General features: G+C 66.4%; 14 protein-coding genes. 9 read left to right on the plus strand and 5 right to left on the minus strand.

Going from position 1 to position 12,486, the window contains the following annotated elements; genetic code table 11:
* Positions 1 to 14: 14 nt before the first annotated feature.
* Complete coding sequence (locus tag AzCIB_RS10140; RefSeq protein ID WP_050415784.1) at positions 15 to 2,219, minus strand: RelA/SpoT family protein; 2,205 nt, start codon at positions 2,217 to 2,219, stop codon at positions 15 to 17.
* A gap of 131 nt (positions 2,220 to 2,350) precedes the next feature.
* On the opposite strand from AzCIB_RS10140, the gene AzCIB_RS10145 reads away from it, so the two are divergent.
* The 4 genes from AzCIB_RS10145 to AzCIB_RS10160 all read left to right on the plus strand — a co-directional run bounded on the left by AzCIB_RS10145 (position 2,351) and on the right by AzCIB_RS10160 (position 5,209).
* Entirely contained in the window at positions 2,351 to 3,244 is an 894-nt protein-coding gene (locus tag AzCIB_RS10145) for a DMT family transporter (RefSeq protein ID WP_050415785.1), read from the plus strand.
* A 4-nt stretch (positions 3,245 to 3,248) separates the two neighbouring features.
* Entirely contained in the window at positions 3,249 to 4,064 is an 816-nt protein-coding gene (locus tag AzCIB_RS10150; protein WP_050415787.1) for a M90 family metallopeptidase, read from the plus strand.
* Positions 4,061 to 4,525 (plus strand): flavodoxin family protein, encoded by a 465-nt coding sequence (locus AzCIB_RS10155; RefSeq protein WP_050415788.1) that lies wholly within the window; start codon positions 4,061 to 4,063, stop codon positions 4,523 to 4,525. The genes AzCIB_RS10150 and AzCIB_RS10155 overlap by 4 nt, the downstream gene beginning before the upstream one ends.
* Positions 4,526 to 4,768: 243 nt before the next feature.
* Positions 4,769 to 5,209 carry a host attachment protein gene (locus AzCIB_RS10160; protein ID WP_050415789.1) on the plus strand — a complete coding sequence of 147 codons (441 nt, stop codon included), beginning with the start codon at positions 4,769 to 4,771 and terminating at the stop codon, positions 5,207 to 5,209.
* A 115-nt stretch (positions 5,210 to 5,324) separates the two neighbouring features.
* Here the strand turns inward: AzCIB_RS10160 and AzCIB_RS10165 are convergent, their stop codons facing one another.
* The 4 genes from AzCIB_RS10165 to ispD form a co-directional block, all read right to left on the minus strand.
* Positions 5,325 to 5,810: an aminoacyl-tRNA deacylase gene (locus AzCIB_RS10165; protein WP_050415790.1), complete on the minus strand. Its 486-nt coding sequence runs from the start codon at positions 5,808 to 5,810 to the stop codon at positions 5,325 to 5,327.
* Positions 5,811 to 5,973: 163 nt separating this feature from the next.
* Complete coding sequence (gene thpR / locus AzCIB_RS10170) at positions 5,974 to 6,546, minus strand: RNA 2',3'-cyclic phosphodiesterase (protein WP_050415791.1); 573 nt, start codon at positions 6,544 to 6,546, stop codon at positions 5,974 to 5,976.
* Positions 6,530 to 7,027 (minus strand): 2-C-methyl-D-erythritol 2,4-cyclodiphosphate synthase, encoded by a 498-nt coding sequence (gene ispF / locus AzCIB_RS10175; RefSeq protein WP_050415792.1) that lies wholly within the window; start codon positions 7,025 to 7,027, stop codon positions 6,530 to 6,532. Before ispF ends, thpR begins: the two co-directional genes overlap by 17 nt.
* A 1-nt stretch (position 7,028) precedes the next feature.
* Complete coding sequence (ispD, locus tag AzCIB_RS10180; protein ID WP_198149658.1) at positions 7,029 to 7,733, minus strand: 2-C-methyl-D-erythritol 4-phosphate cytidylyltransferase; 705 nt, start codon at positions 7,731 to 7,733, stop codon at positions 7,029 to 7,031.
* Positions 7,734 to 7,884: 151 nt separating this feature from the next.
* Here ispD and AzCIB_RS10185 point away from each other — a divergent pair, with 151 nt between their 5' ends.
* The 5 genes from AzCIB_RS10185 to AzCIB_RS10205 are packed head-to-tail and all read left to right on the plus strand — an operon-like array spanning position 7,885 to position 12,422.
* On the plus strand, positions 7,885 to 9,156 hold the full coding sequence (locus AzCIB_RS10185) for an MgtC/SapB family protein (protein ID WP_050415793.1): 1,272 nt from the start codon (positions 7,885 to 7,887) through the stop codon (positions 9,154 to 9,156).
* Positions 9,157 to 9,211: 55 nt separating this feature from the next.
* Positions 9,212 to 10,039, plus strand: coding sequence for an AmmeMemoRadiSam system protein B (amrB, locus tag AzCIB_RS10190; RefSeq protein ID WP_050415794.1), 828 nt, complete (start codon positions 9,212 to 9,214; stop codon positions 10,037 to 10,039).
* On the plus strand, positions 10,017 to 10,574 hold the full coding sequence (gene amrA, locus AzCIB_RS10195) for an AmmeMemoRadiSam system protein A (RefSeq protein ID WP_050415795.1): 558 nt from the start codon (positions 10,017 to 10,019) through the stop codon (positions 10,572 to 10,574). Before amrB ends, amrA begins: the two co-directional genes overlap by 23 nt.
* Before the next feature lies 1 nt (position 10,575).
* Entirely contained in the window at positions 10,576 to 11,667 is a 1,092-nt protein-coding gene (gene amrS, locus AzCIB_RS10200) for an AmmeMemoRadiSam system radical SAM enzyme (RefSeq protein ID WP_050415796.1), read from the plus strand.
* 17 nt (positions 11,668 to 11,684) lie between these two features.
* Positions 11,685 to 12,422: a dienelactone hydrolase family protein gene (locus AzCIB_RS10205; protein WP_232299407.1), complete on the plus strand. Its 738-nt coding sequence runs from the start codon at positions 11,685 to 11,687 to the stop codon at positions 12,420 to 12,422.
* Positions 12,423 to 12,486: the final 64 nt, after the last annotated feature.

Genomic DNA, 12,486 nt, shown 5'->3' on the forward strand with positions numbered 1-12,486 from the left:
TCAGGAACCGGACATTACTTGCGTTGCACGTCGATCACGTCGCGCACTTCGCGGATGAGCGCGATCGCACGCTGCACCTGCGCGACGCTGTTGACCTCCATCGTGAAGCGCATGAACGCCGTACCCTTCTTCGTTATCGTATTCACGGCGATGACGTTGAGTTTCTCGCGCGACAGCACCTCGGAAATGTCGCGCAGCAGCCCCTGCCGGTCGGCTGCCTGAACGGCGACATCCACCGGAAAGACCGAATCGCGACTGTTGAAGGCCTGCTCACCCCAATCCGCCTTGATGACCCGCTCCGGATGATCGCGCACCAGGCGCTGGAAGTCGGGACAATCGATGCGGTGGATCGACACCCCGCGGCCACGGGTGACGAAGCCTTCAATGGCATCCGGAGGGGCCGGCTTGCAGCAGCGGCCGAGCGAGGTCATCAGCTTGCCGACGCCGACGACCAGTACCTTGTCGTTGGAGTCGTTCTTGTGGCTCCGGCCGATGACGATCTCGGGTTCCGGAACGGCCGCTTCGGGCGCCTCACCCTCGCGCAGCGCCATCTGCACCGAGCGGGGCCCGACCTCGCCGCGCCCGGCGGCGAGGTACATCGATTCCGCATTCTTGAAACCCAGCCTGCCGGCAAGCTCGTCGATGTTCGCACGCGACTGGCGTTCGCGCTGCAGTTCGCGCGCGACGAAGCTGCGCCCGCGCGCCAGCAGCTCTTCCTCTTCCTGCTGGCTGAAGAACTGGCGGATCTTGTTGCGCGCGCGGCTGGTCGCGACGTAGTGCTGCGTCGGGTTAAGCCAGTCGCGGGAGGGACCGCCCTCCTTGGCGACGTTGATCTCGACGGTCTGCCCGTTCTCGAGCCGCGTGTTGAGCGTCACCAGGTGGCCGTCCACCTTGGCGCCGCGGCAGCGGTGGCCGAGGTCGGTGTGCAGGCGGTAGGCGAAATCGATCGGCGTGGCGCCGCGCGGCAAGTCAACGACCTTACCCTGGGGCGTGAGCACGTAGATTGCATCGTCGAGCGAGGCACGCTTGAACTTCTCGACCCAGTCGGCCGAGTCGGTCACTTCGTCGCGCCACGACAGCAGACTGCGCAGCAGCGCGATCTTTTCGTCGTAATCGCTGCCGTGGCTCTTGCTGCCTTCCTTGTAGCGCCAGTGCGCGGCAACACCGAGTTCCGCATGGCGGTGCATGTCGTGCGTGCGGATCTGGACTTCCAGCGCGCGGCCGTCTCCGGCAAACACCGCGGTGTGCAATGACTGGTAGTTGTTGCCCTTGGGGTTCGTGATGTAGTCGTCGAACTCCTGACCGATCGGCTGCCACAACTGGTTCACGATGCCGAGCACGGTGTAGCAGTCGCGCACGTTGTCGACGAGCACGCGCAGTGCGCGGATGTCGTAGACCTGCGAGAAATCGAGCCGCTTGGCGCGCATCTTGTTGTAGATGCTGTAAATGTGCTTCGGTCGCCCGTAGACCTCGGCCTTGACGCCGACCGCGGCGATTTCCTTCTGCAGCCGCTCGATCGAGGACTGGATGAATTCCTCGCGCTCGACGCGGCGCTCGTCGAGCATCTTGGCGATACGCTTGTAGGTTTCCGGTTCGAGGAAGCGGAAGGACAGGTCTTCCAGCTCCCACTTGAGCTGCCACACCCCGAGGCGGTTCGCGAGCGGCGCGTAGATGTCGAGGCTTTCGCGCGCGACGTCGGCGCGAACGTCGACCTTGTGTTCCGTGAAGTAGCGCAGCGTCTGCGTGCGCGACGCGAGCCGCAGCAGCACGACGCGGATGTCCTCTACCATCGCGAGCAGCATCTTGCGCAGGACTTCCGTCTGGGCGCGGATCTCGGGCGCGGTCGCCGTCGCGGTCATGCGCGTGAGCAGACGCAGTCCGTTGAGGCGGCACAGCCCATCGACGAGACGGGCGGCTGGCTGTCCGAACTTCTCGGCGATCTTGTCGGTGGCGCCGTCGATATAGTCCCCGACCGCAAACAGAATCGCAGCGATCCGCGTTTCGACATCGAGGCGCAGCGAGGCCACGATCAGCGCCATGCCGATCGCGTGGGTCCAGACGGATTCACCGGTGCCGAGAAAATGTCCTTCATAGACGCCCTCGGCAAGGGCAACGGCATCGACGATGGCCGCGCGCTCCTCCGTGCTCAGCCCTTCGGCGAGCAGGTCGATGGGGGCCGCGGACTCGGACTGGGAAATTGCATGCGTGACGGAAACCATGCGCGGATTATCCCATACGGTGCTCCCAACACGGCGCGGAGCACGCCACACCCGCGCGGTGTGAGATCATCTGCGGCCCGACGGATGCGCCACACGGACGAGCCACCACTCGCGGCAGGCGCGCACGCATAATGAAAAAAACCTTCGCCAACCCCTACCTCCTGCTCACCCTCACCGTGCTGTTCTGGTCCGGCAACATGATCGTCGGCCGTGGGCTGCACGGGGCGGTCCCGCCGCTGGCGCTGGCATTTTGGCGCTGGACGATCGCGCTCATGCTGATGCTCCCGTTCGCGCTGCCGCACCTGCGCAGCCAGTGGCCGCAACTGCGGGCGCGCTGGCCGACGGTCGTGTTCCTCGGCCTGGTCGGCGTCGGGGGCTACAACACCTTCGCCTACATCGCGCTCCAGTACACAACCGCAACGAGCGCGACGCTGCTCAACTCCTTCACGCCCATCGCGACGATCGTGCTGGCCTTCCTGTTCCTCGGCAAGCGCCTCGGGCGACTGGAGACGCTGGCGATCGTGCTGTCCTTCGCCGGCGTCATGACGATCGTAAGCCACGGCAGCATTGCGACCCTGCTCGGGCTGAGCCTGAACCGCGGCGACCTGTGGATGCTGCTCGCGGTCCTGACCTGGGGCATCTACACCGTCGGGCTGCAGCGGCGCCCCGCCGGGGTGGATCCGATGCTGCTGCTCGCCGCCTTCACGCTCGTCGGCCTGCTGCCGCTGATCCCCGCCTATCTGTGGGAAATCGACCAAGGACGGACAATTGCGATCAGCGCCGCATCGGTCGCCGGCATTCTCTACACGGGAATCTTCCCCGGCTTCCTCGGCTATGTGTTCTACAACGCCGCCGTGGCCGCCGTCGGCCCGAACCGCGGCGCGCAGTTCATCCATCTGATGCCCGTGTTCACGACCTTGCTGGCGGCGATCTTCCTCGGCGAACGGCCGCTGTGGTACCACTTCGCGGGGATCGTGCTGGTGTTTTCAGGCATCGTGCTGGCCACTCGCGGACCGGCGCGCTGACGCGATGATCGGCCTCCTGGAACGCTTCCGCCGCTGGCGCAGGGCGCGCCGCGTCGATGCGGTGTCGGTTTCCGACGAAACGTGGGCGCGCGCGGAAGCGCGACTGCCCTTCCTCGACTACCTCGAACCGCAGCACCGCCCGCGGCTGCGCGAACTGGCGCGCGCCTTCATCGCCGAGAAGCAGTTCTACGGCGCCCACGGCTTCGCGCTCACCGACGAGGTCATCGTCACGATCGCGCTGCAGGCTTGTCTGCCGGCGCTGCGCATCGGGCTGCACGCCTACCGCGGCTGGGTCGGCGTGATTGTGTACCCAGGAGATTTCGTCATTCCGCGCAAGATCATGGACGAGACCGGGATCGTGCATGAATACGACGACGAGGTGCTCGGCGAAGCGTGGGAAGGCGGTCCGGTGCTGGTGTCATGGCACGACGAAGAAGATGCGCCGGAAGGTGTGAACGTCGTGGTCCACGAGTTCGCCCACAAGTTGGACATGGAAAACGGCGAGGTCGACGGCCTGCCCCTGCTGCCCGCGGGGATGTCCCGCAAGGCCTGGGCGGAGGCCTTCTCGGCGGGCTACGAGCGCTTCTGCCGGCAGGTCGACGCGCATCAGGAGACGGCGCTCGACCCCTACGGTTCCGAAAGCCCGGGGGAGTTCTTCGCCGTCGCGTCCGAGACCTTCTTCGAAGCGCCCAGCCTGCTGCAGGAGGACTTCCCGGCAATCTACGAGCAGCTCCGGCAGTTCTACGGCGCCGATCCCGCTGCCGGCGAACGGCGCCTGTACGGCGAACCGCCGCGGGACGCCGACGTCGAATCGCCATGAGCGAACGCAAGCGGCTGCTCGTCGTGTATCACACCCAGTCCGGCAATACCGGCCGTCTGGCGGAGGCGGTCGTGCGCGGCGCGCGGCGCGTGGCCGAGACGGACACCGTCGTGAAGCGGGCCTTCGATGCGGGCGTCGACGACCTGCTCGGGTGCGACGCCCTGCTGCTCGGCACGCCCGAGAATTTCGGCTACATGTCGGGCGCCCTCAAGGACTTCTTCGACCGCACCTATTACCCCTGCGAGGGCAAGCTCACAGCCCTGCCCTACGCCGTGTTCGTCAGCGCCGGGAACGACGGGACGGGCGCGGTGCGCGAGATCGAGCGCATTGCCCGCGGCTACGGCTGGAAGGCGGTGGCGGACGCGCTGATCGTGCGCAAGCTCGTCAGCGACGACGCGCTCGTGCAATGCGAGGAGCTCGGCGAGGCGATCGCTAGCGGACTGGCGCTCGGGATCTTCTGAACGCCCGACCGGCCCGCACGGGCGCGAACAAGGCCCAGCGCCGATATTCCATATGGGTTTTACAGCGTATGTTCGGCACCCGAAAAATCCTGTGAATCCAGCTCCTGCGCGCCTTTCACGAATCGCTGCAAACTCCGCAGACGAAATTCGATTGCGATCCTTTGACAGCAGGTCTAAGCTGGAATTGCTGCGTTCGCAGGCGCAGCGTGCTGTCCGTTCGACTCAAATCCCGGAGGACGATTCATGGCGATTACCTGGATTCTGGTTGCCAATGCCAGCCTGGCCAAACTGTATGCGAACCTTGGTCCCAACAAGGGCCTGACGCTGGTTAAGGAGCTGATCCACCCCGAAAGTCGACAGAAAAATTCCGAACTCGTTACCGACCGCGCGGGCGCGTCGCCCTCGGCGGGCAACGCATCGGGTTCGAAGCAGGCGCAGACCCAGCCCAAGACTCACGAGGCCAAGATATTTGCGCAGGAGATCGCACAGGAGCTATACAAAGGACGAGCCACGAACGCATTCGGCCGGGCCATCGTCTTTGCGCCACCGGCATTCATGGGAATGCTCAACTCGGTGCTCGACACCCCGACCGCACAGCTGATCACGGATCGCTTCGAAAAGGACTACACCAAGGAACCCGAACCGGTGCTGCGCGAACGCCTAGCGTCCTGCCTGTTCGTCTGATTCCGACCGATTCTTCGAGCGTCTCTCATCAGGAGACGATGGGACCGTGAAGAGCGGTCCCGAAGAGCAGCGGGGCGCTTGGCGCCCCGCTTTTTTTCGTGCGCGCCGCGCCACGTCAGTGGCGCCAGTTGCCGCCGGTGAAGTGCACGCGTTGGGCATTCTCCATGTCCATCATCGTCATGAAGTCGCTGCGGCTCATCTGGATGATCTTCTCGTGATCGCCCGACTCGAAATAGATCTCGTCCTGATCGGCAATGCTCTCATCCACGATCATGCGCATGCCGTAGGCTGCCCCTAGCGGCGGCACCGCGCCGGCTTCGCAGTCACCGAACAGCTCCGACAGCTCGGACTCGCTCGCCAGCCGCAACTCGCGATGCATCACCCGGCTCAGGATGCCCAGTTGCACGTGCTGCGTCGACGGCAGCACGGCCATCAGGTAGCCGTGGTCGTCTTCGAGCACGACCGATTTCGCGAGGCTGCTCGCCGGAATGCGCGCAAGGTGCGCGGTATCCATGCTGCTGTGGGAATGGGGATGGCTCAGCACGTCGTAGCGCAGACCGTGCTCCATCATGAATTCGTGAACTCTCGACGGAATTGCCATGGCAGTTCTCCTGATCTTCAGGTGCGGGCGACTCTTGTACGCCGCCCTTGGCGATATTGGGATCCGGAAACCCTCCCTGCGGCGCCCCTGTACGTTCGCCGACCATTCATTTTAGGACGCCGGCGGCGAGCTTGCAGGGATGCAGCGCCCCCTGCCCGCGGACTCAGGCCTGCGCGCCGGCAGCACCTGGCCAGGATTCGAGCACGGTGTAGTGCGCCCCTTCGGGCTTGGGGTCGGACTCGACCAGCACGAATTCGCCCACCGGCCATTCGATCGGAGGATCGAGCGCCGTCGCGGAAAACTCACCACGTGCGTTGCGCAGCAGCGTGACGTGGGCGGCGAACTTGCGGTGTTCGACGGGGAAGCCGCCTTCGGCGAGCGCGGCGTTGAGCTGCGTCACGAGCGATTCCAGTTCCCCTGGCAATTCGCTCGCCCCCGCCCACACGATGTGGTTGTGGCGCCAGCCGGCGATGCGGTCGAGGCGGAGCGTGAACGGCGGGAACGCGACCTTGTGCGCCGCCGCGCGCAGCTCTTCGAGGCGCTCGCGCGGAATATCGCCGATAAATGCGAGCGTCAGGTGCAGGGTGTCGCGGCGCATGCGGCGACCACCGGTAAGTCCGTGTGCGCGCTCGCCCTCCTGGTGCAGCCTGCGCGCGATTGCCGGTGCCGGCCAGATGGCGAAGAACACCCGCACGCGCTGCCGTGCGCCGGGCGCAGGGTCAGGCGGCCGAGTCATCCTGCACGAGCAGGGCCACGACCTGGGAAGCGATGCCTTCGCCGCGACCGGTGAAGCCGAGCTTCTCGGTGGTCTTGCCCTTGATGTTCACCATCGCTTCCCCGATGCCGAGATCGGCCGCGATGTTCGCGACCATCGCCGGGGCATGCGGCAAGATCCGCGGCGCGCGGCAGATCACCGTGGCGTCGACATTGACGACCGCAAAACCAGCCTTGCGCACGGCGGCGTAGGCCTCGCGCAGCAGCACGCGGCTGTCCGCGCCGGCGTGCTGCGGGTCGGTATCGGGGAACAGGCGCCCGATGTCGCCCAGCCCCGCCGCACCGAGCAGCGCATCGGTCAGCGCGTGCAACAGCACGTCGGCGTCGGAATGGCCGAGCAGCCCACGCTCGTAAGGAATCGTGACGCCGCCTACGATCAGCGGGCGTCCCGGCACCAGGGCATGCACGTCGAAGCCCTGGCCGATGCGGAAGGGTACTTTCATGTCAGCGGGAATCCCTGTTCGTGAGGATCCACTCGGCCAGGTGCAGGTCGAGCGGATAGGTGACCTTCAGGTTGGTGGCGTCGCCCTCGATCAGCCGGGGACGCAGGCCGGCGGCTTCGATCGCGCTGGCCTCGTCGGTGACGTTGTTCGCGGCCTCCAGCGCACGGCGCAGCATCACGTAGCGGAACATCTGCGGTGTCTGCGCCTGCCACAGGCTGTCGCGCGGTACGGTCTCGAGCACGTGGCGGTGCGCGTCGGCACGCTTGAGCGTATCGGCGACGGGAACGGCCAGAATGCCGCCGACCTCGTCGTGGGCGAGATCGCGGATGAGCTTCTCGATGTGCCAGCGGGCGAGACAGGGGCGCGCCGCATCATGCACGAGCACCCAGTCCGATTGCTCCGCCTCGCGCACGATCGAGCGCAAGCCGCCCAGCACGCTGTCGGCGCGCGTGGCACCGCCGCAGAACAACGGCACCAGCTTGGGACCGAGGCCGGACCAGTCGTGGCGCTTCCACTCCGCATCGCCGACCGACAGCACGACGAAGACCTTGTCGATCTCCGGCGTTGCGCACAGCACTTCGAGCGAATGGCGGATGAGCGGCTTGCCGAGGAGCTCGAGATACTGCTTCGGCTGTGATGCGCCCATGCGGCTACCGCTGCCGGCGGCCGGAACGATCGCGAAATGGCGGGGATGAAAGTTCTGCATGGCGCGGATTCTAACCGTGCCGCGCCAGACCGGGCGAAACTCCGCCCACCGCGTGCGCACCGGCGACGATTGGAATAAAGTTGCAAACGGGAATGAAAGAACGAGGCCGCCCCGCGAAACCAGTACGGAACGTGCGAAAGGAGAGCCCGCAGTGCCCTTTGCAAAACCGGTCGATTTTTCCCAGATCGAGGCTTTCCTGATCGCGATCGGCATCGGTCTGCTGATCGGTTTCGAGCGCGAGCGCGTCGCGTCGGCGCGGGCCGGCGTCCGCACCTTCGGCATCGTGGGCCTGCTGGGCGCCCTGACGGGCATGCTCGGCGAACACCTCGCCTCCATCGCGCCGGTGGTCGTCGGCATGGCGATCATCGGCGCAATGATCATCGCCGCCTACCTGCGCCATCCGGACCCGGTCGATCCGGGGACCACCTCCGTGGCCGCCCTGCTCGTGTGCTACTGCCTGGGGGTCGCCGTATGGCTGGGCCATGCGATGGTGGCGGTGATCCTATCGGTCGCGACGACGATCCTGCTCTACTTCAAGACCGAACTGCGGGGCGTCGCGACGCGGCTGGAGGCAAAGGAATGGATCTCGATCTTCCAGTTCGCCGTCCTGTCGCTGGTCATCCTGCCCTTCCTCCCGAACGAAACCCTGGACCCGTACAACGCGATCAACCCGCGCCAGGTGTGGTGGATGGTGGTCCTGATCTCGGGCCTGAGCCTTGCGGGCTACGCGACGCTGCGCCTGGTGGGGGCGCGCTACGGTGCGGCGCTCGTCGGCATTGCCGGAGGGCTCGCATCGAGCACGGCCACGACGCTGATCTATGCACGCAATGCGCGCGAGGCGCCGCCCTCCGCCCCGGTGGCCGCGCTCGTGATCGTGCTCGCGAATCTGGTGATGATGGTCCGCGTCACCGTGATCGCCGCGCTGGTGGCGCCGGGCGTCGTGAAATCGCTGGCGATTGCGGTGGCCCCCGCCCTGCTCCTCGGCGCGCTCAGCCTGTTCTGGTACTGGCGGGAGCAGACGAGCGTCCAGGCCTTCATGCCCGAGACGCGCAACCCGACCGAACTGCGCGCCGCGCTCGGCTTCGGTGCGGTGTATGCCGTGGTGCTCTTCATCTCGGCCTGGCTCTCCGACATCGCCGGCAATCAGGGGATGTACGTTCTCGCGCTGGTGTCCGGCCTCACCGACCTGGATGCCATCGCACTGTCGAGCATGCGCCTCTTCAACCTTGGGAAGCTCGCGCTCGACGTCACGGTGATCGCCATCGGCCTGGCGATGATCGCGAATCTCGTGTTCAAGACCGGCATTGCCCTCGTCGTGGGCGGACGGCCGCTGGGCATGAAGATTCTCGGCGGCATGGGCGCGGTTGCGGCCGGCCTGGGCGGCGGGATCGCCTGGCTCGCAATGTTTCCGGGAAGCCTATAATTAGCAAAAGCTGAACCACGCGTTCGGCCCAGCCATCTCACCCGAAAGGAATTCCATGGCCACTGCCTCCATTCGCCCCGCTGCGGTCGCCGGCTACTTCTATCCCGACGATCCGCAGGTGCTGCAGGCCCAGATCGGTGAAATGCTGTCGACTGCCGTGCCGCTGGAAACGGTGTCCGCGCCGAAGGCGCTCATCGTGCCGCATGCAGGCTACGTCTACTCCGGTCCGGTTGCGGCCAGCGCCTACGCCGCGGCCGCCGGGCTGCGCGACGTGGTGCGGCGTGTGGTGCTGCTGGGGCCCGCCCACCGCGTGCCGGTGGCATCCTTCGCACTGCCCGCGGCGCAGGTGTTTTCGACGCCGCTCGGGCCCGTGCCCATCAGCCGCAAGGACTGGCTCGCGCTGCAGCAGCGTGCCGATGTCGTCGTCGACGATCGGCCGCACGCACTCGAGCATTGCCTGGAGGTTCAGCTTCCCTTCCTGCAGACCATCCTCGACGCCTTCGAACTCGTCCCGCTGCTGGTGGGCGGCGCCACCGGCGATCAGGTGGCGGATATCCTCGACGCGCTGTGGGGCGGGCCGGAAACGCTGATCGTCATCAGCTCGGACCTCTCGCACTATCAACCCTATGCGCAGGCCTGCTGCACCGACCGCAGCTCGGTCGACCAGATCCTCAAGCTGCGCACCGGTCTCGACCACGACCAAGCCTGCGGCGCGACACCGATCAACGGACTGCTGCGCGTCGCGGCGCGTCACGGCCTCGAACCCCATCTCCTCGATCTGCGCAATTCCGGCGACACGGCCGGGGACCGTGCGCGGGTCGTCGGCTACACCAGCATTGCCTTCTGCGAATCGTCTCGCCATGCCGCTTCCGCCCGACACTGAACTCGGCCACATCCTGCTTGCCCGCGCACGCCACGCGATCGCGCATGAACTCGGTGCCGAGAAGGATCCGCCGGCCGGCGATCCGCGGCTCGACGAGCGCGGTGCGACTTTCGTGACGATCAAGCGCCGGGGGGAATTGCGTGGCTGCATCGGCAGCGTCCGCCCGCAACGATCGCTCGGCGAAGATGTCGTAATCAATGCGGTGGGCGCCGCAACAAGGGATCCGCGATTTCCGCCCATGTCGCGTGATGAGCTCGACAAGGTCGACATCGAGGTGTCGTTGCTCTCGTCACCCGAGTTCGTCGAGTTCTCGGGCGAGGACGACCTGATCGGCAAGCTGCGTCCCGGCGTCGATGGACTGTTGCTGTTCTCCGGCTGTCGCAGCGCGACCTTCCTGCCGCAGGTATGGGAGCAGCTCCCGGAACCACGCATGTTTCTCGCTGCGCTCAAGCAGAAGGCCGGCCTCGTACCGGATCGCCCCGCACCGGACCTGATGGCGGCGACCTACACGGTGCGGAAGTGGAAGGAGCCGTGAAATGAACTACCCCGCGCGCTACTGGCATCATCTTGACGACGGTCGCATCCAGTGCGATCTGTGTCCGCGATACTGCCGGCTGCACGCGGACCAACGCGGAGCCTGCTTCGTGCGCATGCGCGAGGGCGATACGATCGTCCTCACCACCTATGGGCGGAGTTCGGGCTTCTGCATCGATCCGATCGAGAAGAAACCGCTCAACCACTTCTACCCCGGCACCAGCGTGTTCTCGTTCGGCACGGCAGGCTGCAACCTCGCGTGCAAGTTCTGCCAGAACTGGGACATCTCCAAGTCCCGCGATATGGATCGCCTGATGGACTCCGCTGCGCCGGAGGAGATCGCACGCACCGCCGCGGACAGGGGCTGCAGCAGCGTAGCGTTCACCTACAATGACCCGGTGATCTTCGCCGAATACGCGATCGACACGGCCAAGGCATGCCATGCGCTGGGCCTGAAGACCGTGGCGGTGACGGCCGGCTACATCACCGACATCGCGCGCCCCGAGTTCTACGCCCACATGGACGCCGCCAACGTCGACCTCAAGGCGTTCACGGACGAGTTCTACATCAAGGAATGCGGCGCGCACCTGCAGCCGGTGCTCGATACGCTCAAGTGGCTGGTGCACGAGAGCGACGTATGGGTCGAGATCACGACGCTGCTGATCCCGGGGCTCAACGACTCGGAGGACGAGGTCCGCGCGCTGTCGCAATGGGTCGCGAAGGAACTGGGCACCGAAGTTCCCCTGCACTTCACCGCCTTCCATCCCGACTTCAAGCTCACCGACCTTCCGCCGACGCCGCCGGCGACGCTGACACGCTCGCGCCGCATCGCGCTCGCGGAAGGGCTGAAGCATGTCTACACCGGCAACGTGCATGACCGCGAAGGCGGCATCACGCGTTGCACGCACTGCGGCACTGCGCTCATCGAACGCGACTGGTACGAAATCCTCGACTACGCGCTCGACGACACGGGCGCCTGCCGCAAGTGCGGCACGGCACTCGCCGGCCGCTTCGGCCATTTTTCCTCGCCCTTCGGTTCGCGCCGCATCCCGGTCGCCATCCATCGGCAGCCCGCCGTGCACGCGAAGCCCTGACCCGGAACCGCGCAATCGTGAAACTGCGAACGACAGACATCAGCATTCCCTTCGAGCACATCTGGCTCAGCGGCGAGCTCGTCCACGCGCCCGACGTGAGTGGCCTTGCCGTGGTGCTGCGGCCGGCCGGCAGCCCGTTCGCACAGTCGCGCGACCTGCGCGTGGCGCGCGAACTGCAGCGTGCCGGCTTCGCGACGCTGCTGATCAACCTGCTCACCGCCTATGAGGAAGCGCGCGACCCGGACGCCCGTTTCAACGTGCCGCAGATGGCGAACCGGGTCGTGGCCGTGCTCGACTGGGTCGGCCACCAGCCGCCGCTGGCCGGGCTCGGGGTGGGCCTGGTCTCCTCCGACACCTCAAGCGGCGCCGCGATCCGTGCCGGATGGAAGGCCGGCGACCGGCTCTCCGCAATCGTCTGCCGCGCCGGCCGGCCCGACCTCGCCGGCCTGACGCCGCTCAACACGCTTGCCGTTCCGCTGCGCATGGTAGTCGGCAGCGACGACCCGCAGGCCGGAATGATCCGCCAGGCCTGCGAACACCTGCGCTGCCCGCACGACTGGCACGTGCTCGCCGGCGCTTCGGACGAATTCCGCGAACCGGGCGTCATCGAACGCTTCGGCGAACTCGCGGCGGCCTGGCTGCGTGAGAAGCTGCCCGCGCCCGGCCCCGCCGAGCAACGCATCCACGACGGCACCGCCGCCGGACCGGCACCCGGAGGAACTGCGGACCAATCGCCGCCGGCGCATCCCCTATAATTCGTTCCTCGCCTGCCTCCTGCCCCTTTCCCCCACACGTCCGTTAGCGGCCCGGCCGCAACAG

The organism is Azoarcus sp. CIB, assembly GCF_001190925.1.
Taxonomy (GTDB): Bacteria; Pseudomonadota; Gammaproteobacteria; order Burkholderiales; family Rhodocyclaceae; genus Aromatoleum.